Genomic DNA, 23,628 nt, shown 5'->3' with positions numbered 1-23,628 from the left:
CTTAACGCTGCGGTTTATTACTTACGATTTATTACTATAGCCGGGAACCGGGAAAACAGCAGCGCTAAAGAAATAGGGGCAACCGGTCAGGAGGAAAATAGCGCCATGAATACCGGCGCGACAAGACTCAATAGAAAACCGTGCACAATGGCCGCCGGCACCATATCGACCCCGGCGCTGCGTTGCAACACCAGCAACGTGAAATCCATCGACGTCGCGCCGCACAGTCCGAGCGCACAGGCGCGGTTGCGTCGTGTCAGCGCGGGAATCAACATGATGGCTAACAGTTCTCGCGCCAGATCGTTGAAAAAGGCCGCGCTGCCGATCACCGGGCCTAAGGCGTCGGTCAGCAGAATGCCGGATAACGAATACCAGCCATAGCCGGATGCTATCGCCAGCCCGGTTTTGAGCGGCAGGCTGAGCACCCTGGCGGCGAGTAAACCGCCTGCCAGCGCACTGACGCCGACAACCAACGCAATCGACATTCCCCGTCGATTCAACACGATTTGACGTAGCGTCATTCCGCTGTTGCGTAACTGTATTCCGACGAAAAACAACAACAGAATCAGCGCGTATTCGCTGCCTTCACTGGCATGGATCAAACCAGGCCATTGCGTCAACCCCAGCAGAAAACCGCCAAATACCACCAGACAGAGCTTTAACGAATCCAGAATCATATACAGGCGGGAAGGCGGCGCTTCCTGGGGAAATTTTCCCGGCCAGACATCACGTTTTCCCCACAGCCATAGCGACAAGGCATTGGCGGCAATGATGCACACAAAGAAAACGGCGGCGTAACGAAAAATCAGTAACAGATTGCTGCCGAGGTTATCCAGAAAAGCCAGGCTAATTCCCATTAAAAATAGAATGACGTACACCATCCAACTCAATAGCTGATTAATTGTCTGTAGGACTTTTTTCGCGCGCAAAGGCAACAGATAGCCAAACAGTAATGGCAATAAAATAATTAATAATCCCGAATACATCACAGAATTGAGGTCCTTAAAAAGAAAAGCGGGCAACAGGCGGGGGATAAGACATAATCAATTAAAATTAAACAATTAATCACGTTGAGTAAAGTCTTGTCTGGAAATCTGTTCCATCAACAGATGGTTTTGTTATCTTGCCGGTATCAGCGAAAAGAGAACAGGAGCGGCGGATGTATCTGGAGAATATAGAGATCCTGGGGTTCCGGGGAATTAATCGCCTGTCGTTAACGTTGGATGATAATACGGTGCTGATTGGCGAGAACGCTTGGGGAAAGTCCAGCCTGCTTGATGCGCTGTCGCTGTTGTTGGCCCCGTCATTGCCCCTTTATCATTTCGATTTGCAGGATTTCTATTTCAAGCCGGGTGATGAGAGCAGCCGTGAACGTCATTTGCAGGTCATTTTCACCTTCTGCGAAACCGCGCCCGGCCACCATCTTGTGCCGCGCTATCGTCCGTTCAAGCGCGTGTGGGCTGAAGGCAACGCGTCGCTGTACCGGATTTTCTATCGGCTGGAAGGTGAGGTGGACGAAAGTCAGGCCGTCTTTACCTGGCGCAGTTTTCTTGATGCGCAAGGACACCCTATTCAACTGCATGACATCGACGCGCTGGCGCGGGAAGTTATTCGTCTCAATCCGGTACTGCGTCTGCGCGATGCCCGTTTTATCCGGCGCTTACGTTCGGGTTCTATCGCCGCGACCATCGATAACAGCAATGAAAAGCTGGCGCAGCAGTTCGAGCAATTGATGCGTGAACTGGCGCGGAATCCGCAGAAACTGACGGATAAAGAGTTGCGTCAGGGGCTGGTTGCCATGCGGCAATTGCTGGAACACTATTTTTCGGAACAAGGTTCCGCCGCCAGTGAGCGTCATCATCGACAGGAACGCGCGTATAACGGGAAATCCTGGCGCTCGCTGGATAATATCAACCGGCTGATTGCCGATCCGAATAGTCGCAGTCGGCGGATTATTCTGTTGGAACTTTTTTCCACGCTGCTACAGGCCAAAGGGTCGGTGGCGCTGCATGCGCATTCGCGTCCTCTTTTGCTGATAGAAGATCCCGAAACGCGATTACATCCCATTATGTTGTCGGTGGCGTGGGGGCTACTGATGCAGTTGCCGCTACAGAAAGTCACGACCACGAATTCCGGCGAATTGTTGTCTCTGGTGCCGATGGAGCAGGTATGCCGTCTGGTGCGTGAATCTTCCCGCGTGGCGACATTCCGCATCGGCCCGCAAGGGATGAGTGCGGAAGACAGCCGCCGCATCGCTTTCCATATTCGCTTTAATCGCCCGGCCTCGCTGTTCGCCCGATGCTGGTTGTTGGTGGAAGGGGAAACGGAAGTCTGGATGCTTAATGAACTCGCGCGGGTGTGCGGTCATCATTTTGCGGCGGAAGGCGTGAAGGTGATCGAGTTTGCCCAATCGGGGCTCAGTCCATTGGTAAAATTCGCCCGACGAATGGGGATCGAGTGGCATGTGCTGGTGGACGGTGATGACGCCGGGAAAAAGTATGCCGCCACCGCGCGAAGCATGCTGTCCGTCGACGGCGACACCGAGCGGGATCATCTGACGGTGCTGCCTGCGCTGGACATGGAGCATTACATGTATCGTGAGGGCTTCAGCCATGTTTACCATCGCACGGCGCAGTTGCCGGAAAAAGTCCCGCTCTCGATGCACAAGATAATCGTCAAGGCGATTCATCGCTCGTCAAAACCGGATTTAGCGATCGAGGTGGCAATGGAAGTCGCCGCCAGAGGGAGCGACGCGATCCCACCATTGATTCGCAGCATGTTTTCCCGCGTATTATGGCTGGCCCGTGGCCGGGCGGATTAGCTGATCGCGGGGGCGGTAGCGTCATAAAAAATGCCGGCCAGCAGGTGACCAGCATTTTTGTCTTACCCTAACAGATGGCAGAAATTGTTGCAGGGCAAAGCGGTAAGGATTAGGAAACCGCTTCGCTTACCAGTGGCACAATCAGACTGGCATGATTACCTTTTGGTCCTTGGTGAACATCAAACTTGACAACCTGCCCGGCCTTTAGTGTCCGGTATCCGTCCATTTGAATTGTTGAGTAGTGGGCAAAAATATCTTCGCCGCCGCCTTCAGGACAGATAAAGCCAAAGCCTTTGGCATTATTGAACCATTTAACAGTACCTGTCTCCATGCATCGACATCCTTCGCAAGCGCGTTTTTTAAGTAAGAGGAGAACGTTTGGTTAATTCGAATACAAATTGATTAAAACATCATCAATTCAACAGTACACTTTAGTGAAATCGATCCCGGCGTCAAGCGATCCGCCCTGGAGGGCGCGGGGGAGTTTTTGAAAATTTGATGCAGATAACGCTATTGACGGTGCGGGTTGTGGAGGACACCGTAAATTAGCGAGATAACAGCGATTGATTTTTTGCTTTACAACCACCATTTCATTACCTCGATGGTAAAATAAAAACCAGACGTGCTACTGTAAATACTCAATACCGTGACAAATGATGCCAGTTAGATGACGTTGGACTGAGAATGGGAAACAACAGTACGTGGTCACAGTCGGAGCAGCAGACTGCCGATCGATTCAAAGAAAAACTACAGCCTCCATCGATGTATAAAGTGTTGTTAAACAATGATGATTATACACCGATGGAATTTGTTATTGACGTTCTGCAAAAGTTCTTTTCTTATGATATTGAACGCGCGACGCAATTGATGCTGACTGTTCATTATCAGGGAAGGGCGATTTGCGGCGTATTCAGCGCTGAAGTGGCTGAGACCAAAGTTGTACAAGTCAACCGTTATGCCAGAGAAAATGAGCACCCGTTGCTCTGTACGCTGGAAAAAGCCTGAAGTCAGGCAATTTATTGGGGGAGGTGCCTATGCTCAATCAAGAACTGGAACTCAGTCTCAACATGGCTTTCGCCAGAGCGCGTGAGCACCGACACGAGTTTATGACCGTGGAGCATTTGCTGTTGGCTCTGCTCAGTAATCCGGCCGCACGTGAAGCATTGGAAGCCTGCACGGTAGATTTGGCCGCGTTGCGCCAGGAACTTGAGGCTTTTATCGAACAAACCACGCCGACATTGCCGCAGAATGATGAAGAGCGCGAAACCCAACCAACGCTCAGTTTTCAACGCGTGTTGCAGCGTGCGGTGTTTCATGTTCAGTCATCTGGACGCAGCGAAGTGTCCGGGGCGAACGTGCTGGTCGCCATTTTCAGCGAGCAGGAATCCCAGGCGGCCTATCTGCTGCGCAAACATGATGTCAGCCGTCTCGACGTGGTTAACTTTATTTCACACGGCACGCGCAAAGAAGAATCCGGGCAGTCGCCCACCCCGGATAACCCTGTCAATGAAGAACAGACCGCAGGGGAAGACCGTATGGAAAACTTCACCACCAATCTGAATCAGCTTGCCCGCGTTGGCGGCATCGATCCCCTTATTGGCCGGGAACGGGAACTGGAGAGAACCATTCAGGTGCTGTGCCGTCGTCGCAAGAATAACCCGTTGCTGGTGGGGGAATCCGGCGTCGGCAAGACAGCGATTGCGGAAGGTCTGGCATGGCGGATCGTGCAGGGCGATGTCCCTGAGGTGATGACCGACGCCACCTTGTACTCGCTCGATATCGGCTCCCTGCTGGCCGGCACTAAATATCGCGGTGATTTTGAAAAGCGTTTCAAAGCGCTGCTGAAACAGCTTGAACAGGATAAAAACAGTATTCTGTTCATTGACGAAATCCATACCATCATTGGCGCAGGCGCGGCGTCCGGCGGTCAGGTGGATGCCGCGAATCTGATAAAACCGCTGCTCTCCAGCGGCAAGATACGTGTCATTGGTTCAACCACCTATCAGGAATTCAGCAATATCTTTGAAAAGGATCGCGCGCTGGCGCGTCGTTTCCAGAAAATCGACATCACAGAGCCCAGCGTGGAAGAAACCGTACAGATTATTAACGGCCTGAAACCGAAATATGAAGCTCACCATGATGTGCGTTATACGGCGAAAGCGGTGCGCGCGGCGGTTGAACTGGCGGTGAAATACATCAACGATCGTCATTTGCCCGACAAGGCGATTGATGTCATCGATGAAGCGGGGGCGCGCAGTCGTTTGCTGCCGATCAGCAAGCGTAAGAAAACGGTCAATGTGGCGGATATCGAATCGGTTGTCGCGCGCATTGCCCGCATTCCCGAAAAAACCGTATCGGCCAGCGATCGCGATGTACTGAAAAACCTGAGCGATCGTCTGAAAATGTTGGTGTTCGGTCAGGATAAAGCGATTGAGGCGCTGTCTGAATCCATCAAAATGAGCCGTGCAGGATTAGGCCATGAGCGTAAACCGGTCGGCTCTTTCCTGTTTGCCGGTCCGACAGGCGTGGGTAAAACGGAAGTGACCTTGCAGTTGGCCAAAGCACTGGACATCGAACTGATGCGTTTTGATATGTCTGAATATATGGAGCGCCATACGGTCAGCCGTTTGATCGGCGCGCCGCCGGGATATGTGGGTTACGATCAGGGCGGGTTGCTGACGGATGCGGTGATCAAACATCCGCATGCCGTACTGCTGCTTGATGAGATCGAAAAAGCGCATCCGGACGTATTCAATCTGCTCTTGCAGGTGATGGATAACGGCACATTGACGGACAACAACGGGCGCAAGGCCGATTTCCGCAATGTTATCGTGGTGATGACCACGAATATCGGTGTGCGGGAAACACAGCGTAAATCCATCGGGATTATTCATCAGGATAACAGCAGCGATGCGATGGAAGAGATCAAGAAAGTGTTTACGCCGGAATTCCGTAACCGTCTGGATGGGATTATCTGGTTCAACCATCTGTCCCCTGAAGTGATTCAACAGGTGGTGGATAAATTCATTGTTGAGCTACAGGCGCAACTGGATGCGAAGGGCGTTTCGCTGGAAGTCAGTGATGACGCGCGTAATTGGCTGGCGGAGAAAGGCTACGACAAAGCGATGGGCGCCCGCCCGATGGCCCGCGTCATGCAGGAGAATCTCAAGAAAGCGTTGGCGAATGAACTGCTGTTCGGCGCGCTGGTCGATGGCGGCTCCGTGACCGTTGAACTGGATAAAGCGACTCAGCAACTGACCTACGGTTTCCTCAGTGCGCAGAAGCATAAAGCGGAAGCGGATCGCACGGTAAACGCCGTTGTGAGTAACTAACCGTTATGAGTAACTAAAAGGTGATGCCCCGGCATCACCTTTTTTAATGACTGATGGCGAATATTTCAATCGCGAATGGATGTGCAAACACAAAAGCCCCTACCGAAAACGGAAAGGGCGGAGAGGTAAAACATCCTCGGAGATCGCTACTATCAGCGATGGGCGAACCGTTTAACGGCTGCGGAAGACAATGCGGCCTTTGCTCAGGTCGTAGGGGGTCAGTTCTACAGTGACTTTGTCACCCGTCAGGATGCGGATATAGTTTTTACGCATTTTACCGGAGATATGAGCGGTAACCACGTGCCCGTTTTCCAATTCAACGCGGAACATGGTATTGGGCAGCGTATCAAGCACGGTGCCTTGCATTTCAATATTGTCTTCTTTGGCCATCGAATCCTCTAGGTCTAACTACCTTTGTTTTTTAACCGGCAAGATAATGCCGAAAAACCTACATTATGTAAAGAAGCGTTCATAAGCTAAGTCGTATTTACGAACAGCGTATCAACGTTAATGTGTCGGTTCAGCCAGCGTTTGCGGCAACCAACAACGGTCATCTACCGGAATATCCTGTAGTTGAAAAAGAAATTGCAAAAAGCGTTCACGGGGTATTTCACACACGCCCAGTGAGGCGGTATGTGAATTCAGTACCTGGCAATCAATCAGCACGCCGCCGTGATGAATAAAATGTTGCTGAAATGTCAGTAACGCATACTTGGAGGCATTATCTGCACGGCTGAACATCGATTCCCCACAAAACAAACTGCCTTGCGCGAGACCGTATAGTCCACCAACCAGCGCGCTATTCTGCCACACTTCGACGGAATGTGCTTGTCCTGACTTATGCAACTCACCATAAGCCGTGATAATTTCCGGGGTAATCCAGGTTCCACCGGCATGTTCGTCGGCACAGGCCGTGATAACCGCATCGAACGCATGATTAATTGTGGCCGTAAGATCATGTTTGCGCAGAAATTTCTTCATGCTGCGACTGATATGCAATCCATCAGGAAATAAAACGGCGCGAGGATTGGGCGACCACCATAAAATGGGATCGCCGGGAGAGTACCAGGGAAAAATGCCTTGCCGATACGCCATTTTCAACCGGGCGGAAGTGAGATCGCCGCCATAAGCCAACAGTCCATTGGGTTCATCCAGCGCGTCAGCCGGGTCGGGAAAATATAGCGAGTCAGAAGAAAGCTGATACAGACGCATAATATTAAACCTGATGGGTATTAATGCGCTGACGAAATTGCCAGTAACGCCCTTGCTGGGCCATCAGCGTGTGATGATGGCCGTCCTCAATGATTTTCCCGCCATCCATCACGCAAATGCGATCCATGGATTCAAGTTCATGCAGACGATGAGTAATCACAATCAACGTTTTTCCCGCGCACTGCTGACGCAGTAACCGCAAAATACGTCGTTCGGTTTCGGCATCCAGACCTTCAGTCGGTTCATCCAGCAGCACCAGCGGCGCGGCGTGCAATAACGCTCGCGCCAGTCCGATACGGCGCTGTTCTCCGCCGGAAAGCTGGCGTCCGCCTTCGCCATACCAGCTATTCAGCCCCTCGTTTTCCAGCAATTTATCCAGACCGACCTGTTGTAACACGGCGACTAGCCGCTCATCACTGGCGTCCTGCGCGGCAAGTAACAAGTTGTCGCGTAGCGTGGCGCTGAAAATATGTACCCGTTGCGGGACGACGCTCATCATGGCGCGTAATTCATCTTCCGCCCAGGCGGAAAGCGGTTGGCCGTTTAACCTGATTTCGCCTTGTTGACAGTCCCACGCACGGGTAATGAGTTGCAACAGCGTGGATTTACCGCACCCGGTGCGGCCAAGCAGGGCAATGTGCTCGCCCGCACGTATATTCAGTGTGATGCCTTCCAACACCGGCACCGGCTGTTCAGGATAGGTAAAGCCGACCTGATGTAATGTCAGCGACGCCTCGGCGCCAGCAGACGGCCCCTGCGCCGGGAATGTCACCAGCGGCGTTTGCCGGATGATTTGATCGACGCGGGCGGCGGAGGCGATAACCTGTCCCATATGCTGAAAAGCGCCTGCAACCGGGGCCAGCGCCTCGAAAACGGCCAGCGAAGCAAAAACAAACAGCGCGATCAAGGCGCCTGGCTGGGGATCGCCGCCCACGCCGCCAGCCGCCAGCCAGAGGATAAGCGTAACGGTTAATCCGCTACACAGGATCATGAGCGCCTGCGACAGTCCCGTCAAATTGGTCTGTTGCTGTTGACGGCGTAACCACTGGCTTTCCAATCGCGCCAATTGCTGGCGGAAGGTGGACAACGCGCCAAATACCGTCAACTCGGCCTGTCCTTGCAGCCAGGTCGTCAATTGAATACGGTATTGCGCGCGCAAAACGGTTAAATTCTGTCCGATGGTTTTTCCTGCCCGATAAAACACCAGTGGCAGCGTCAGCAACAGGACCAGCGTAATGGCGCATAACGTCAGCGCCAGTGAAGCGTCCAGCCAACTGAGCCCGTAGGACACGATGAGAATGACCAGCAGCGCACTGACCAACGGGGAAATGACGCGCAGATATAGATGATCAAGCGTATCGACATCGGCCACCAGTCGATTCAGCAATTCAGCCTGACGGAAACGAGCAATCCCCCCTGGCGACAATGGCAGGATGCGGGAGAAGGTAAAGACGCGCAGATGTTGCAATACGCGAAACGTGGCGTCGTGGCTGACCAGCCTTTCGGCGTAACGTCCCGCCGTGCGGGTAATCGCCGCCCCGCGCACGCCCGCCGCCGGCAGCATATAGTTGAACGTATAAAGCCCGGCGACGCCTGCCAGCGCCGCGCCCGCCAGAAACCAGCCGGACAGGGCAAGCAGCCCGATGCTTGCCAGCAGGGTGACAATCGCTAATAGAATGCCCAGATTTAACCGCCAGAAGTGGCGGCCATAGAGGGCCAGAAAGGGTTTTAAAATCTGTCTGGTGGTTCGATATTCGGTTTTGCGGGACATATCACAGATCTCCCTGTCGTTGCGCCATCAGGTCGGCAAAAGGGCCTGATTGGTTACTCAGTGACGGATAATCGCCTTGCTGAATCAGGCGACCATTATCCATAACCCAGATAGCATCGTAATGAATGGTGTCATTCAACTGATGGGTCACCAACAGGGTGGTCTGGTGGAGAGACGCATCATTTAAGGCGCTCATCACCCGTTGTTCGCTGTGAGTGTCCAGACTGGCGCTCGGTTCATCAAGCAACAACAGGGCGCAGGGTTTTACCAGCGCGCGGGCCACCGCGACGCGCTGTGCCTGACCAACCGAAAGGCGAGCAGCGCTATCGCCAATAATCGTTTCCAATCCTTGCGGCAGTTGTGGAAGGAACTCATGTACATAAGCGCGTTTAATGGCCTGCTGCAACTCTTCATCGGTTGCTTGCGGTTTGCCAAGCAGAATATTCGCACGCAGTGTCTGCTCCGGTAGGTGGGGATTTTGCCCGACCCAGCTTAATTGTCTACGCCATGCATCCGGGGACAATGTATTCAGTTCAATGCCGTTAACGGCCAGCGAGCCGCGATAGGGCAGGAAACCCAGCAATACGTTCAGAAGCGAGCTTTTCCCTGCTCCGCTGATGCCCACCAGCGCAATGCGCTTGCCGGCTTCAATCGTAAAGGTCAGCGGTTGAGTCAATGACGCGCCGGTTGGCGCCAGCACCACCAGATCGCTGGCGCGAATCTCAATCGCCCCCTGGTCAGGAAATGTTTGCTCTCCGAATCCGACGGTTTCTCCTTCCGTCGTCAGAAAGGTCACCAACGATTCGGCGGCGCCCACCGCCTGCGCTTTCGCGTGATAGAACGTCCCCAAATCGCGTAACGGCTGGAAAAACTCCGGCGCCAGAATCAACACCAGAAAACCGGCAAAGAGCGTAACGCCCGCACCGTAGTGACCGAAATTCAGTTCACCAAGATAGGAGAAGCCAAAATAAACGGCGACCACCGCAATAGAAATAGAAGCGAAAAACTCCAGAACGCCTGAAGAGAGAAAAGCCATACGCAGCACTTCCATTGTCCGGCTGCGAAATTCTTCCGAGGCGTTGCTGATATGATCGATTTCCGCTCGGCCACGATTAAATAACCGTAGTGTTTCCAATCCGCGCAGACGGTCAAGGAAATGACCGCTCAACCGGGACAACGCCTGGAAGTTACGCCGATTGGCATCCGCCGCGCCCATACCGACCAGCGCCATAAACAGAGGGATCAGCGGGGCCGTGAGTAGCAGAATTAAACCGGCAGCCCAGTTGATCGGAAAAATGGCGATTAGAATAAGCACGGGTATCAAAGCGGCCAGATACATTTGCGGAAGATAACGGGAATAGTAATCCTGCATATCTTCGACTTGTTCCAGAATCATGGTCGCCCAGCTTCCGGCGGGTTTATCCCGCACCCAGGCCGGACCTAATTGTTGTAATCTGTCCAGCACCAGCTTGCGGATTTGCTGGCGCACGGCTTGACCGCACATAAAACCGACGCGCTCTCGCAACAGGTTGTTAAGCGCCCGGAGTACAAAGGCGGCGCCGAGCAGTAAAAAAGAAGAAAGTAGTGACTCGCGGGGCGTGTGGTCGATAATCAACGCCTGGAGCAAGCTAGCCAGTAACCAGGCTTGCACGACGATTAATACGCCACTGAGAAAACCGAGTAAAAGTGAAAAGCGTAACCAACGCTGCGCCAGTTTGCTTTGTTGCCGAAGCCAGTGGGTCAGTTCTTGTTGTCTGGTATTTTTCATCAGGCACCAGGTCATCATATTGCAGGGAGAGTGTTAATGGAAAATAACGCTTATATAACCGTTATTTAACAAATTCAGCCACTGACACTCAGAGTGCGGTCATGTTACCTCGCCAACCGCGGGCTGCAAATCAAAAGCAAGCGTAAAATAGGTGAAATGATCAATTTTTGCGTGACGGCAAAGGAAAAAGGAAAATGCATCCGGGAAAGAAAAACCTCCCCCGGATGACGCTGCTGCGCATTATTTGGCGGGCGTTAAACCATCCAGATAACGTTCTGCGTCCAGGGCGGCCATGCAGCCGGTTCCCGCAGAGGTGATCGCCTGACGATAGATATGATCCATTACGTCACCGGCGGCGAAGACGCCGGGAATGCTGGTTTGGGTGGCATTGCCATGAATGCCGGACTGTACCTTGATATAGCCGTTTTCCAGTTCAAGCTGACCGCCGAATACCGCGGTGTTGGGGCTATGGCCGATAGCGATAAAGACGCCGGCCAGTGCCAGTTCCTCGGTCGCACCGCTGTGGATATCACGCAGACGGACACCGGTCACTCCCATGTTGTCGCCGAGAACCTCTTCCAGTGTGCGGTTGGTATGAAGAAAGATATTGCCGTTTGTCACTTTATCCATCAATCGGTCAATCAGGATTTTTTCTGAACGGAAGCTATCGCGGCGGTGGATCAAATGCACTTCAGCCGCAATGTTGGATAAATAGAGTGCTTCCTCAACCGCCGTATTCCCGCCGCCAATCACCGCCACTTTCTGACGGCGATAGAAGAAACCATCACACGTCGCGCAGGCTGAAACACCTTTACCTTTGAACGCTTCTTCTGAAGGAAGTCCCAGGTAGCGTGCGGATGCGCCCGTGGCGATAATCAGGGCATCACAGGTGTATTCATCGCTATCGCCGAACAAACGGAACGGGCGGGTTTGCAGGTCAACGCACTGGATATGATCGAACACAATCTCGGTATTGAATTTTTCAGCGTGGGCATGCATACGCTCCATCAGCAGAGGACCGGTTAAATCGTCTGCGTCACCCGGCCAGTTTTCCACTTCAGTGGTGGTCGTCAACTGACCGCCTTTCTCCATCCCGGTGATCAATACCGGCTTGAGGTTGGCGCGGGCGGCATAAACCGCGGCGGTGTATCCGGCCGGGCCTGAACCCAGGATCAATAGCTTGTGGTGTTTAACGGTACTCATGCGTTCCTCATTTCACGATGACGGACAATGGCGATGATTGTAAGGAAATTGCCTGAGTAAAAAAAGTATGAGGAAAAGTTGTTAGCTATTTGTTTAATTGCTGATGGCTATCGGAGAGATAATCTACTGACAGAACAGCCATATTCATAAGTAAAATGACGGAAAGACGAGTCTGAGCGCGCATTATCTTATCTTCACTGGTACTTTCTTCTGATTTTAGTTGTTTTACTTTGACAATCGGCTGGGCTTTTGCGAAAACATCGGGGTAAGAGGAAATTTTTTGTATATGAATAGTTAAAAGCTCGGCTTTTTGTTCAGTGCGTTCCGGTTGGTCTTTACGCCATGGAAACACCGTTTTTGTCTGGTTCTGGTTGAACAAACGGGCAGAACGGCGACGGGATCAGCACAAATAGATAATGGCTTTTGATATACAAAATAGATCGCGGGTCTTCTTAAGGGCGGCTCTGAAGCATTTAAGTCTGTCGGAGTGCAGCAGGTGCAGGGAAACGTGGAGAGAGACAATAATAATGGTAGACATTAAAAAGCGACCAGGAAAAGATCTCGATCGTATTGATCGCAACATCCTGAACGAATTACAAAAAGATGGACGTATTTCCAATGTCGAACTTTCCAAGCGGGTAGGGCTATCTCCGACACCTTGTCTGGAGCGTGTGCGCCGTCTGGAAAGGCAGGGTTTTATTAATGGGTACACAGCGTTGCTGAATCCGCATTATCTGGATGCCTCGCTGTTGGTCTTTGTTGAAATCACGCTGAATCGTGGCGCGCCGGACGTTTTTGAGCAGTTCAATACGGCGGTGCAAAAGCTGGAGGAAATTCAGGAGTGTCATCTGGTTTCCGGCGATTTTGACTATCTGCTGAAAACGCGGGTGCCGGATATGTCCGCTTACCGTAAACTGTTGGGAGAGACGTTGCTGCGCCTGCCGGGTGTTAACGATACTCGTACCTATGTGGTGATGGAAGAAGTTAAGCAAAGCAATCGTTTGGTCATTAAGACACGATAAATGCATGGGTGCAAACCCCGATAAATTCAGCTACACTCCTGTGAATTTATACAGTTCCAGCGCCGGGTTTTCTCGGCGCTTTGTCATAAACCTTTACAGGCCCCTGGAGAAACGCTTGAGCCAGGAATATACAGAAGATAAAGATATCACCCTGAAAAAACTCAGTGGTACCCGACGTTTGCTTGAAGCGATTTTGATCGTAGTGGCGCTTTTTGCCGTTTATCTTGGCGTCGCATTATTCAGCTTCAGTCCTTCCGATCCCAGTTGGTCACAAACCGCGTGGCATGAGCCGATTCATAACTTTGGCGGCGTAGCGGGCGCTTGGCTGGCCGATACCCTGTTTTTCATTTTTGGCGTGCTGGCTTATGCCATTCCACCCGTCATGTTATCGCTGTGCTGGGTGGCGTTCCGCCATCGCGACAATCAGAATGCCGTTGATTACTTTACTTTTTCGCTGCGTTTGATTGGCGCGCTGGCGTTGATTCTCACGTCTTGCGGCTTGGCCGCGTTGAATGTGGATGATCTCTACTATTTCGCTTCCGGCGGGGTATTGGGAAGCTTGCTGGGCAGTTCCATGATCCCCCGATTTAACAGCATGGGCGCGACCTTGATCCTTTTGTGCGTCTGGGCGGCAGGGTTGACGCTGTTTACCGGTTGGTCGTGGTTGACGATTGCGGAAAAAATCGGGGCTGGCGTTTTGGGTTGTCTGACCTTTATGTCTAACCATTCGCGCCGTGATAATGAGAGGCTTGAATCAGCGTCAGCCGAGCCACTAACGGCAATTTCTCCAGCGCATACCGATGATGATGTGCTTTTTTCCGCCCCTTCGGTTACGGAAGCCCTGAACGCGGCGGCGTCGGAAAAGCGCGAATCTGAAAGCGCCGCCACGGATATGAATCCCGCTACTGAGCCAGTTGCCGTGCCGCAATCGTCGGTGGCGCCGGCAACAGAGCAACAACTCGCGACGCAGCAGAAGATCGATGTCGCGCCTTCAATGAACCCGCCGTTATATTCATTTGAATTGCCTTCGACGGCGGAAGATCATCATGACCGTGCGGATGCGTATGCGCCTTACAGCGACAGAAATAAGCAGCCTGTCACTCAGCCGCTGGCTATCCCGCCTGATGAACAACACCCCGCTCTGGCGCAATCGCAAGCAGTTATGGCATCGGGCGGCGGCGCATACCAGACAAATACGACTTTTACGCCGGCTTTCAGCGCCACGCAGGATGAGAATCCGCAGGTTAAACATGGCGACGGCCCGGAACTGCCGCGTCCGAATCCTGTTCGTATCCCGACTCGTCGTGAACTGGCGTCCTACGGAATCAAATTGCCGTCGCAGCGATTAGCGGAAGAGCAGGCGAAGTTGGCGCAATCGCAGAATGTCCAGCAAGACGATCCCCAACAAGACAGTGCTCAGGCCGACTACGGATTTGCGAATGGTCAGGATGATATCGCGATGCAGGAAGCGGCGTTACAGCGGCAATATCTCGAACAGCAACGTCAGCGCTATGGCGAGGAGTATCCTCAGCCGGAAAACGATGATGACGCTTTGTTGCAGGCTCAATTAGCCAAAGATTTCGCCGCTCAGCAGCACAGTCGTTATGATCACGAGGACGCGTCTGTGGCGGAGGAATCGCCGTTCACGCTGTCTGCTCAACCTGCGCCGCCGGCGCAAGTGGAGCATGACATTGTCGCGGGAGACGATGGCGAGACCTATCCGATTGCGCAGGAAGAACCGGCGCCAGCGCGTCAGCCCATCATGGATAGCCTGATTCATCCTTTCCTGATGCGTAACGATCAGCCGTTGCAGAAGCCGACCACGCCTCTGCCAACCCTGGATTTATTGACGCCGCCGCCCGCCAGCGAAGCGCCGGTGGATAATTTTGCGTTGCAACAAACCGCCCGCCTGATTGAAGCGCGGCTGGCGGATTTCCGGGTAAAGGCCGATGTCGTCGATCACTATCCCGGACCGGTAATTACCCGCTACGAACTGGATCTGGCGCCAGGCGTGAAAGCGGCGCGGATCTCCAATTTATCCCGCGACTTGGCGCGCTCTCTGTCTGTGGTAGCGGTGCGTATTGTCGAAGTGATCCCGGGGAAAACCTTTGTCGGCCTGGAGTTACCGAACCAGCACCGTCAAACGGTTTATCTGCGGGAAGTGTTGGATTGCGCGCGCTTCCGTGATAATCCGTCGCCGCTGACCATCGTGCTGGGTAAAGACATTGCCGGAGAACCGGTGGTGGCCGATCTCGCAAAAATGCCGCATTTGCTGGTGGCCGGTACGACCGGTTCCGGTAAATCGGTGGGCGTCAACGCGATGATCATCAGTATGCTGTACAAAGCGACGCCGGACGAAGTGCGCTTTATCATGATCGACCCGAAAATGCTGGAACTTTCTGTTTATGAAGGTATTCCTCATTTGCTGACGGAAGTGGTAACGGACATGAAAGACGCCGCCAATGCATTGCGCTGGTGTGTGGGCGAGATGGAACGGCGTTACAAACTGATGTCAGCGTTGGGCGTGCGTAATCTGTCCGGCTATAACGAGCGGGTCAGGGAAGCGGATGCCATGGGACGCCCGATCCCCGATCCTTTCTGGAAGCCGGGCGATAGCATGGATATGACGCCGCCGGTACTGGAAAAACTGCCGTATATCGTGGTGATGGTCGATGAGTTCGCCGATCTGATGATGGCGGTCGGCAAGAAGGTTGAAGAACTGATCGCCCGGTTAGCGCAGAAGGCACGTGCGGCGGGGATTCATCTGGTGCTGGCGACGCAGCGGCCTTCGGTTGATGTGATTACCGGTCTTATCAAAGCGAATATCCCGACGCGTATTGCCTTTACCGTATCAAGCAAGATTGACTCGCGTACCATTCTCGATCAGGGCGGCGCCGAATCTTTGCTGGGCATGGGGGATATGCTTTACATGGCACCTAACTCATCGATACCGGTCCGCGTTCACGGCGCTTTTGTCCGCGATCAGGAAGTGCATGCGGTGGTTCAGGATTGGAAAGCCCGCGGGCGGCCCCAATATATTGATAATATCGTTAGCGGCGGTGATGAAGGTGAGGGCGGTAGCCTGGGCCTGGAGGGGGATGAAGAACTGGACCCGCTGTTTGATCAGGCCGTCGCGTTCGTGGTGGAGAAACGCAGAGCGTCTATCTCCGGCGTGCAGCGCCAATTCCGCATTGGTTATAACCGCGCCGCACGTATCGTCGAACAGATGGAATCGCAAGGGATTGTCAGTTCGCCGGGTCATAACGGCAACCGTGAAGTATTAGCCCCCCCGCCGATGGAATAAGGCATCAGGGCTGCGGGTGCAGCCCTGAATGCAAAGAAGCGTAAAAGCCGCAATTAGCAGACAATTCGCCTATCACAGCCCGAGTCGCTTCAGCTAAAGTGTTGAAGTCGCAGCAAGTCTGATAGTTTTACCGTGATAACGCGGGATATCGGAAAATTCAAAGGATTTAATATGATGAAGAAATGGTTAGTCGCCTGTTGCCTGATATCGGGTATGGCATCAACAGCCGTATATGCTGATGCGGCCAGAGATTTGCAAAACCGACTCAGTAAAGTAAATAGTTTTCACGCCACTTTCAGCCAGACGGTGACCAGCGCGGATGGCGCCGCCGTCCAGGAAGGCGAGGGCGAACTGTGGTTGAAACGCCCTAATCTGTTTAACTGGAAAACGACTTCGCCGGATGAAAGCGTGCTGGTTTCTGATGGTAAAACGCTGTGGTTCTATAATCCTTTTGTTGAACAGGTTACGGCAACCTGGCTAAAAGATGCGACAGGCAATACGCCGTTTATGTTGATTACCCGTAATGATGCCGGTGATTGGGGTAAATACCAGGTGCGACAGAATGGCGATGAATTTGAACTGAAGCCGAAATCGGCTAGCGGCAACCTGAAACAGTTCGCCATCAGCGTAACGCCGAGCGGAACGATCAAGACATTCACCGCGACGGAACAAGATGGACAGCGCAGCACTTACGTACTGAAAAATCAGCAAAATAGTACGGTTGATGCTGCGAAATTTACTTTTACGCCCCCGCAAGGGGTGATGCTGGATGATCAGCGTCAGTGAGGTCTGCGTGAGCAATCTGTCACTGGATTTTTCTCAAAATGCGTTTCAACCACTGGCCGCACGTATGCGGCCAGTGACATTGTCGCAATACATCGGTCAACAGCATTTACTTGGTGCGGATAAACCGTTGCCTCGCGCCATTGAAGCGGGCCAACTCCACTCCATGATCCTGTGGGGACCGCCTGGTACAGGGAAAACCACGCTGGCGGAATTAATCGGTCGTTATGGACAGGCCGATGTAGAACGCATCTCGGCGGTGACCTCCGGTATCAAAGAGATCCGCGAAGCGATCGAGCGGGCGCGGCAGAACCGTCATGCCGGGCGTCGGACGATCCTGTTTGTGGACGAAGTCCATCGCTTCAACAAAAGTCAGCAGGATGCTTTTCTTCCGCATATTGAAGACGGCACCATCACCTTCATTGGTGCGACAACTGAAAACCCGTCTTTCGAACTCAATTCAGCCCTGTTGTCACGCGCCCGTGTGTATTTGCTCAAAGCGTTGACGGCGGAGGATATTGAACAGGTACTACAGCAGGCGATGGCAGACCGTGAGCGAGGATACGGCGGGCAGAATATTGTTCTGCCGGATGACACTCGTCGTATGTTGGCGGAACTGGTCAATGGTGATGCCAGAAGAGCGCTGAACAGCCTGGAAATGATGGCGGACATGGCGGAAGTGGATACACGTGGCAATCGGGTATTAACGCCGTCGCTGCTGAAAGAAGTCTCTGGCGAACGCAGCGCGCGGTTTGATAACAAAGGCGACCGCTATTACGACCTGATTTCCGCTTTACATAAATCGGTCAGAGGATCGGCGCCGGATGCGGCGTTGTACTGGTATGCGCGTATTATCACGGCAGGCGGCGATCCGTTGTATGTGGCCCGCCGTCTGCTGGCTATTGCTTCCGAGGATGTCGGCAATGCCGATCCGCGGGGAATGCAGGTGGCTATCGCCGCATGGGATTGCTTTAGGCGTGTGGGACCAGCGGAAGGCGAACGGGCCATTGCGCAGGCCATTGTTTATCTGGCGTGTGCGCCGAAAAGTAATGCGGTCTACACCGCGTTCAAGGCCGCCATGCGTGATGCCGCTGAAAAGCCGGACTATGATGTTCCCGAATATCTGCGCAATGCGCCTACGCGTTTGATGAAAGAAATGGGGTTGGGAGCGGAGTATCGCTATGCGCATGACGAACCTAACGCTTATGCCGCCGGAGAGAACTATTTCCCACGGGAAATGGCGGAAACGCGTTATTACACGCCATCAGCGCGTGGACTTGAAGGCAAAATTGGTGAAAAGCTCGCCTGGCTTGCTACTCAGGATCAAAATAGCCCGACAAAACGCTACCGCTAAACTAAGCGTTGCGGTAAGGTTAACGGGACATTTTTTGCAATCCGGTGAGCGATAATTTATCGGATTCATTACCATTTCATTTGATAATCATAAGCACAGGATTAGCATGCTCGATCCCAATTTACTGCGTAATGAGCTAGACGCAGTCGCCGAAAAGCTACTGGCTCGCAGAGGCTTTAAACTGGATGTGGAAACCCTGCGTAAGCAGGAAGAACGCCGTAAAGTTCTCCAGGTGGAAACAGAAAATTTGCAGGCTGAGCGTAATTCCCGATCGAAAGTGATTGGCGCCGCGAAAGCGCGAGGCGAAGATATCGAGCCATTGCGTCGCGAAGTTAACGAGTTGGGTGAGAAGCTGGATGCCGCGAAAACAGAACTGGACCAACTACAGAATGAAATCCGCGATTTGGCGTTAACCATCCCTAATCTGCCTGATGACTCAGTACCGCTGGGCAAAGATGAGAACGATAACCAGGAAGTCAGCCGTTGGGGGGAACCTCGCAAATTCGATTTTCCGGTGCGTGATCATGTTGAACTCGGAGAGATGGCCTCCGGGGTTGATTTCGCCGCTGGTGTAAAATTAACCGGCGCGCGTTTTGTGGTGATGAAAGGACAGATTGCCCGGCTACATCGCGCACTCTCCCAATTTATGCTGGATTTGCACACCCAACAGCATGGTTATCAGGAAACGTCTGTGCCTTACCTTGTCAATCATACGACGCTGTACGGTACAGGCCAGTTGCCAAAGTTCGGCGAAGATCTGTTTCATACCAAACCATTAAGTGAAGAAGCGGATACCAGTAATTACGCGTTGATTCCGACAGCAGAGGTGCCGCTGACCAATCTGGTGCGCGATGAGATTCTGGATGAGGAGTTATTGCCGCTGAAAATGACGGCGCATACGCCATGCTTCCGTTCTGAAGCCGGTTCTTATGGTCGCGACACGCGTGGTCTGATCCGCATGCATCAGTTTGACAAAGTGGAACTGGTGCAAATCGTTCGTCCTGAGGATTCGATGCAGGCGCTGGAAGAACTGACGGCGCAAGCGGAAACCGTATTGCAACTGCTGAAGTTGCCCTATCGTAAGGTATTGTTGTGCACCGGGGATATGGGATTCGGCTCCAGCAAAACCTATGACCTGGAAGTGTGGTTGCCTGCGCAGAGTACGTATCGCGAGATCTCTTCGTGCTCAAATATGTGGGATTTTCAGGCTCGTCGTATGCAGGCGCGCTGCCGCAGCAAAAGCGACAAGAAAACGCGACTGGTGCATACCTTGAACGGTTCAGGGCTGGCGGTTGGTCGTACTCTAGTTGCTGTGCTGGAGAACTACCAGCAGGCTGATGGCCGAATTGAAATTCCTGAAGTATTACGCTCTTATATGGGTGGGTTGGAATTCATCGGCTGATAATCGTTTTTTTGTGAAAAAGCGTCATCATGGCGCTTTTTTTCATCCCCGGTTCGGCGATATTTTTTCATCGTAAAAATTATTTTTTGCTTCTTTTAGCGTATTTATGTGCGATTTTACTGTATAAATATGTTTAAAATCAGAATAATATAATTATTCTATCTGCGCGAATATTCAACTCAGCCATTTCTTGATAAATTATTTAAATCAAGGTAGCTATGCAGCCTGTTTCTTCCATTTCGCCTGGATTGACTTTCCAATATGCAGTGGCATGATGCGCTCACTCTTCTCTTGGTCTTCTGGTTATCCACGTCATTATGTCTGCTTACTCTCGCCCAGTGCGCTTTCTGCTCTGTGGCCTTTTGCTGCTGACGGTCTGTATTGCCGTATTAAATACACTCGTACCACTTTGGCTTAATTATCAGCAACTTCCGGTCTGGTAGGTAGGGTTGGTTGGTTCGTCTTATTTCAGCGGTAATCTGGTCGGGACATTGTTGGCGGGCAAGTTAATCATAGGCTACGGATTTAATCGCAGTTATTATTTTGCTGCCTTGCTATTTGGCATTGCCACTGTTGGGTTGGGGCTTTCTGTCGACTTCTTGAGTTGGTTATTCTGGCGTTTTCTGGCCGGAATTGGTTGTGCGTTGATATGGGTGGTGGTTGAAAGCGCGTTGCTATGCAGCGGTACAACGGCTCAACGCGGACAGCTATTGGCCGCTTACATGATGGCTTACTACTTTGGCAGTGTGGTTGGGCAATTGCTGCTCGGCGCTTTGCCAACGCAACTTCTGAGCGTTTTGCCATGGGTTACCGCATTAATTATTCTGGCGATATTGCCTTTGCTGTTTATCCGGGTTCCGGGCCCGGCCACTCAGGGACGTCGCGTCAATGTGTGGCAAATGCTCAAATATCGGAGCGCCCGACTGGGTGTGCACGGTTGTGTGATTTCCGGGGTGATTTTGGGCTCGCTGTACGGGTTAATGCCGCTTTATCTTTCACATCAGGGTATGAGTGATGCGCGCGTTGGTTATTGGATGGCACTGCTGATTAGCGCTGGTATCGCAGGACAATGGCCGGTCGGGAGAATGGCCGATCGGTATGGACGTTTGTTAGTCTTGCGGGTACTGGTTTTTGTGGTGATCATTGGTTGCCTGGCGATGTTGAGTATTAGCCACTATGCCATGGCGCCGGCACTATTCATGCTTGGTTGTGCGGGTTTTACGCTTTATCCGGTCGCTATGTCGTGGGCATGCGAAAAGGTAAATCCGGATGAACTGGTGCCTATGAATCAGGCGTTACTGCTGAGTTATACTCTTGGTAGCTTGTGTGGCCCAAGTCTTGCGGCAGTATTGATGCAAACGTATTCCGATCGATCACTGTTTGTGCTGATTGCTGTGGTAGCGTTGTGCTATCTGGTTATGTTGCTTAAAAAAGCCGACCAGCACCCGACGCCACTGGCTACCGCCTGAGTTTTTATTTCAAACTGGCCAGCGAACTCTGGCCAGCTTCGACCATATTATTCCACAACGCCTCGGCGACCGGACTTAGCCGCTGTTTGGCATTTTTTATCAAATAGAAAATGCTGGTCAGTTTTAAATGGTTTGGGGCGATAGCCGCAAGCTTGCCTTTTTCAACCCAGGGTGATGCATAGTGATCGGGCAGGAAGCCTATGTGGGTGCCTGCGAGTAGGAGTAATAAACTTCCTTCAAGATGCCAGGCTGTCTGGTGATATCCCTGTTTTGATACTGGACCCAACTGCTTACTGATTTCATTGAAGGCATGTCCACCTATCAATAATCTACGTGGATTTAATTCACCATTTTTCCATTCTTGCTCAATAGTTTCAGCATTTTCTGCTGTTGAATAGAAGTAACTATGCTCCACGAATACGGGCTGATAGAAAATATCTGCTGGAATATCATCAGGTAAGGTACTTAAGACGATATCCAAGTTTCCATTTTTGAGTCTTTCCATTAAAGGAATATATTCAATAATCTCAAGTTCAACATTCACTTCTGGGCTTTGGTTGTAAAGCTTCGCGATGGCTTGAGAGACAACATTGTTAGGGTGTGTTGCTATATTGTCGAGGCAACCTAATTTGACTGTCCCAACAAGATAGTGCTTGATCCTTGCTAATCGATTGGCAAAATCATCCAAAGTCGAAATAACGGACTTTGCTTCCTGATAGACGATTTCACCTTCAGTGGTCAATGAAAAACCGCCACGTCCACGTTCGCACAAAACTAGTCCAAGTGTGTCTTCAAGGCGGGATAAGTAGTGACTGAGCACCGGTTGGCTTAATCCAGTTACCGCCTGTGCATTTGTAATTCCTTGTTTTTCGACTATTTTACAGAAAAGCTTAAGCCAGCGAATCTCCAGTTTATCTAAGCGCATAATCTTCCCTTAGCACACATCACATCCTTGAATGTTAACATCAAAATATATCTGTATTAATCAATATAATTCTTATTTATATTGTACCTAAACCACATGGGTATGTGGTTCCCGCGAAAACGCGGTTTTATGCGTCACATCAGGGTCTCTCTCATAAACAATGGCACTGCTAATTATTTAGCAGTGCCATTGTTCTATACGGCATACTGCAACCTCTATAAAATACCATAAACATACAATAACTATTGTGCCTTTGGTTTATGGGGGGGATATGTCTCAAGGTAACGCTGTATCTGAGAAAGTTCAGAAATCACGGCAAATATATGATTATGAATATGAAACGGTGCCTGCCGAAGCGCGTAAGCGCTGGTATGTGATTGCTTTGATCTGGTTGGCAATCGGTATTGATATCTCTGGTTTGTTTCTTGGCTCATTTTTAAGCGGAGGGTTGCCATTTGCCGAGGCCATAAGTGCGACGCTGATTGGATCGGCATTGCTCGGTGTTTTGGCAGCATTATGTGCTAACGTAGGCTATGGTTGCGGGCTGTCCACATCGTTACTGAGCATTTCTGTATTTGGTCGCCTTGGCGGAAAATTAATAGGAATTTTTTCTGCTATTTCTCTACTCGGCTGGTTTGCTTTTCAACTCGATTTCTTTGGTGTGATGCTGCAAAAAGCGCTGATGAATTATCATCTCGATCCTGGTCGTTTACCCATATTGCTGTTTGGCATGATTTTAATGACGCTTACGGCGATTTGGGGTGTCAGAGCATTGGGTAAACTAAGTGTATTTAGCGTACCACTAATGCTGATATTGATAATAACAGGCATTGTGTTGGCTTCGATAAATCATGCAGACACTCCGGTAATGGTAATTAAATCACCAATCAGCATGGGTGCCGCCATTTCTTATGTGATTTCAATCTGGATCGTTGCAGCCGTTATGTCTCCTGATATTGCTCGTTATGCCAAGACCCGTAAAGATGCCATATTAGGTGCCGGGCTGGGATTCTGTTTCGGCAATAGTTCTACAATACTAAATAACTGATCCTAATATCGCTACATTTTTACCAACCCATGATTCCCACCGGGGAATGGGCTGACAGTATTCATAAAGTGACGCACTTTTTTCAGTAACTGCCACATTGAGCGGCACTGGTGGTTTCGGGTTATCGTTTCGTGCAGCGCCTGCCACAGCCGTTCAACATGATTTACCCAGGGCGAGTAAACCGGCTGATAAATAACACGAAACTTCGGATTCT

General features: G+C 51.6%; 18 protein-coding genes and 2 pseudogenes. 10 read left to right on the top strand and 10 right to left on the bottom strand.

The window, feature by feature from the left end; all coding sequences use genetic code 11:
- Nucleotides 1-86 precede the first annotated feature (86 nt).
- Nucleotides 87-986, bottom strand: coding sequence for a LysO family transporter (locus DES54_RS13595; RefSeq protein WP_113868262.1), 900 nt, complete (start codon nucleotides 984-986; stop codon nucleotides 87-89).
- A 173-nt stretch (nucleotides 987-1,159) separates the two neighbouring features.
- Between DES54_RS13595 and DES54_RS13590 the strand changes: the two genes are divergently transcribed.
- On the top strand, nucleotides 1,160-2,821 hold the full coding sequence (locus DES54_RS13590) for an ATP-dependent endonuclease (protein WP_113868261.1): 1,662 nt from the start codon (nucleotides 1,160-1,162) through the stop codon (nucleotides 2,819-2,821).
- 109 nt (nucleotides 2,822-2,930) lie between these two features.
- On the opposite strand, the gene cspD is transcribed toward DES54_RS13590, so the two are convergent.
- Nucleotides 2,931-3,152 carry a cold shock-like protein CspD gene (cspD, locus tag DES54_RS13585; protein WP_113868259.1) on the bottom strand — a complete coding sequence of 74 codons (222 nt, stop codon included), beginning with the start codon at nucleotides 3,150-3,152 and terminating at the stop codon, nucleotides 2,931-2,933.
- A 353-nt stretch (nucleotides 3,153-3,505) separates the two neighbouring features.
- On the opposite strand from cspD, the gene clpS reads away from it, so the two are divergent.
- Complete coding sequence (gene clpS, locus DES54_RS13580) at nucleotides 3,506-3,826, top strand: ATP-dependent Clp protease adapter ClpS (protein ID WP_113868257.1); 321 nt, start codon at nucleotides 3,506-3,508, stop codon at nucleotides 3,824-3,826.
- Nucleotides 3,827-3,855: 29 nt separating this feature from the next.
- Nucleotides 3,856-6,153, top strand: a complete 2,298-nt coding sequence (gene clpA, locus DES54_RS13575; protein ID WP_113868255.1) for an ATP-dependent Clp protease ATP-binding subunit ClpA — start codon at nucleotides 3,856-3,858, stop codon at nucleotides 6,151-6,153.
- A 171-nt stretch (nucleotides 6,154-6,324) separates the two neighbouring features.
- Here clpA and infA read toward each other — a convergent pair whose 3' ends face one another.
- From infA to DES54_RS13545, 6 genes are all read right to left on the bottom strand, one after another.
- Nucleotides 6,325-6,543, bottom strand: a complete 219-nt coding sequence (gene infA / locus DES54_RS13570; RefSeq protein ID WP_002211347.1) for a translation initiation factor IF-1 — start codon at nucleotides 6,541-6,543, stop codon at nucleotides 6,325-6,327.
- Between the two features lie 117 nt (nucleotides 6,544-6,660).
- Entirely contained in the window at nucleotides 6,661-7,365 is a 705-nt protein-coding gene (aat, locus tag DES54_RS13565; RefSeq protein ID WP_113868253.1) for a leucyl/phenylalanyl-tRNA--protein transferase, read from the bottom strand.
- Between the two features lie 4 nt (nucleotides 7,366-7,369).
- Nucleotides 7,370-9,136, bottom strand: a complete 1,767-nt coding sequence (gene cydC, locus DES54_RS13560) for a heme ABC transporter ATP-binding protein/permease CydC (RefSeq protein WP_113868251.1) — start codon at nucleotides 9,134-9,136, stop codon at nucleotides 7,370-7,372.
- Nucleotide 9,137: 1 nt separating this feature from the next.
- Nucleotides 9,138-10,904 carry a heme ABC transporter permease/ATP-binding protein CydD gene (gene cydD / locus DES54_RS13555; RefSeq protein WP_113868249.1) on the bottom strand — a complete coding sequence of 589 codons (1,767 nt, stop codon included), beginning with the start codon at nucleotides 10,902-10,904 and terminating at the stop codon, nucleotides 9,138-9,140.
- Between the two features lie 240 nt (nucleotides 10,905-11,144).
- Nucleotides 11,145-12,107, bottom strand: coding sequence for a thioredoxin-disulfide reductase (gene trxB, locus DES54_RS13550; RefSeq protein WP_113868247.1), 963 nt, complete (start codon nucleotides 12,105-12,107; stop codon nucleotides 11,145-11,147).
- A gap of 85 nt (nucleotides 12,108-12,192) precedes the next feature.
- Nucleotides 12,193-12,459: a hypothetical protein gene (locus tag DES54_RS13545; protein ID WP_113868245.1), complete on the bottom strand. Its 267-nt coding sequence runs from the start codon at nucleotides 12,457-12,459 to the stop codon at nucleotides 12,193-12,195.
- Between the two features lie 175 nt (nucleotides 12,460-12,634).
- Here DES54_RS13545 and lrp point away from each other — a divergent pair, with 175 nt between their 5' ends.
- From lrp to DES54_RS13515, 6 genes and pseudogenes are all read left to right on the top strand, one after another.
- Nucleotides 12,635-13,129 carry a leucine-responsive transcriptional regulator Lrp gene (lrp, locus tag DES54_RS13540; RefSeq protein WP_113868243.1) on the top strand — a complete coding sequence of 165 codons (495 nt, stop codon included), beginning with the start codon at nucleotides 12,635-12,637 and terminating at the stop codon, nucleotides 13,127-13,129.
- A 115-nt stretch (nucleotides 13,130-13,244) separates the two neighbouring features.
- Complete coding sequence (locus DES54_RS13535; protein ID WP_113868241.1) at nucleotides 13,245-16,433, top strand: DNA translocase FtsK 4TM domain-containing protein; 3,189 nt, start codon at nucleotides 13,245-13,247, stop codon at nucleotides 16,431-16,433.
- A gap of 174 nt (nucleotides 16,434-16,607) precedes the next feature.
- Nucleotides 16,608-17,219, top strand: coding sequence for an outer membrane lipoprotein periplasmic chaperone LolA (lolA, locus tag DES54_RS13530; RefSeq protein ID WP_113868308.1), 612 nt, complete (start codon nucleotides 16,608-16,610; stop codon nucleotides 17,217-17,219).
- Nucleotides 17,220-17,226: 7 nt separating this feature from the next.
- Entirely contained in the window at nucleotides 17,227-18,570 is a 1,344-nt protein-coding gene (locus DES54_RS13525; protein ID WP_113868306.1) for a replication-associated recombination protein A, read from the top strand.
- Nucleotides 18,571-18,676: 106 nt separating this feature from the next.
- Nucleotides 18,677-19,972 (top strand): serine--tRNA ligase, encoded by a 1,296-nt coding sequence (gene serS, locus DES54_RS13520; protein WP_113868239.1) that lies wholly within the window; start codon nucleotides 18,677-18,679, stop codon nucleotides 19,970-19,972.
- A 317-nt stretch (nucleotides 19,973-20,289) separates the two neighbouring features.
- A pseudogene (locus DES54_RS13515) lies at nucleotides 20,290-21,441 on the top strand (MFS transporter).
- Between the two features lie 4 nt (nucleotides 21,442-21,445).
- Here the strand turns inward: DES54_RS13515 and DES54_RS13510 are convergent.
- Nucleotides 21,446-22,366 (bottom strand): LysR family transcriptional regulator, encoded by a 921-nt coding sequence (locus tag DES54_RS13510; RefSeq protein WP_113868237.1) that lies wholly within the window; start codon nucleotides 22,364-22,366, stop codon nucleotides 21,446-21,448.
- Nucleotides 22,367-22,637: 271 nt separating this feature from the next.
- Here DES54_RS13510 and DES54_RS13505 point away from each other — a divergent pair, with 271 nt between their 5' ends.
- Nucleotides 22,638-23,414, top strand: coding sequence for a cytosine permease (locus DES54_RS13505; RefSeq protein ID WP_240635015.1), 777 nt, complete (start codon nucleotides 22,638-22,640; stop codon nucleotides 23,412-23,414).
- 11 nt (nucleotides 23,415-23,425) lie between these two features.
- Here DES54_RS13505 and DES54_RS13500 read toward each other — a convergent pair.
- Nucleotides 23,426-23,628: pseudogene (locus tag DES54_RS13500) on the bottom strand (IS630 family transposase); the annotation flags it as partial.

Origin of the sequence: Brenneria salicis ATCC 15712 = DSM 30166 (assembly GCF_003315515.1) — a bacterium.
GTDB lineage: Bacteria > Pseudomonadota > Gammaproteobacteria > Enterobacterales > Enterobacteriaceae > Brenneria > Brenneria salicis.
This window is presented reverse-complemented; position numbering and strand designations above follow the sequence as displayed.

Bases quoted from the DNA above. Each gene is read 5' to 3' on its own strand.
- infA (WP_002211347.1), bottom strand. From the start codon at position 6,543: ATGGCCAAAGAAGACAATATTGAAATGCAAGGCACCGTGCTTGATACG.
- clpS (WP_113868257.1), top strand. From the start codon at position 3,506: ATGGGAAACAACAGTACGTGGTCACAGTCGGAGCAGCAGACTGCCGAT.
- trxB (WP_113868247.1), bottom strand. From the start codon at position 12,107: ATGAGTACCGTTAAACACCACAAGCTATTGATCCTGGGTTCAGGCCCG.
- cspD (WP_113868259.1), bottom strand. From the start codon at position 3,152: ATGGAGACAGGTACTGTTAAATGGTTCAATAATGCCAAAGGCTTTGGC.
- lrp (WP_113868243.1), top strand. From the start codon at position 12,635: ATGGTAGACATTAAAAAGCGACCAGGAAAAGATCTCGATCGTATTGAT.
- DES54_RS13590 (WP_113868261.1), top strand. From the start codon at position 1,160: ATGTATCTGGAGAATATAGAGATCCTGGGGTTCCGGGGAATTAATCGC.
- clpA (WP_113868255.1), top strand. From the start codon at position 3,856: ATGCTCAATCAAGAACTGGAACTCAGTCTCAACATGGCTTTCGCCAGA.
- DES54_RS13510 (WP_113868237.1), bottom strand. From the start codon at position 22,366: ATGCGCTTAGATAAACTGGAGATTCGCTGGCTTAAGCTTTTCTGTAAA.
- lolA (WP_113868308.1), top strand. From the start codon at position 16,608: ATGAAGAAATGGTTAGTCGCCTGTTGCCTGATATCGGGTATGGCATCA.
- DES54_RS13505 (WP_240635015.1), top strand. From the start codon at position 22,638: ATGTCTCAAGGTAACGCTGTATCTGAGAAAGTTCAGAAATCACGGCAA.
- aat (WP_113868253.1), bottom strand. From the start codon at position 7,365: ATGCGTCTGTATCAGCTTTCTTCTGACTCGCTATATTTTCCCGACCCG.
- serS (WP_113868239.1), top strand. From the start codon at position 18,677: ATGCTCGATCCCAATTTACTGCGTAATGAGCTAGACGCAGTCGCCGAA.
- DES54_RS13595 (WP_113868262.1), bottom strand. From the start codon at position 986: ATGTATTCGGGATTATTAATTATTTTATTGCCATTACTGTTTGGCTAT.
- cydD (WP_113868249.1), bottom strand. From the start codon at position 10,904: ATGAAAAATACCAGACAACAAGAACTGACCCACTGGCTTCGGCAACAA.
- cydC (WP_113868251.1), bottom strand. From the start codon at position 9,136: ATGTCCCGCAAAACCGAATATCGAACCACCAGACAGATTTTAAAACCC.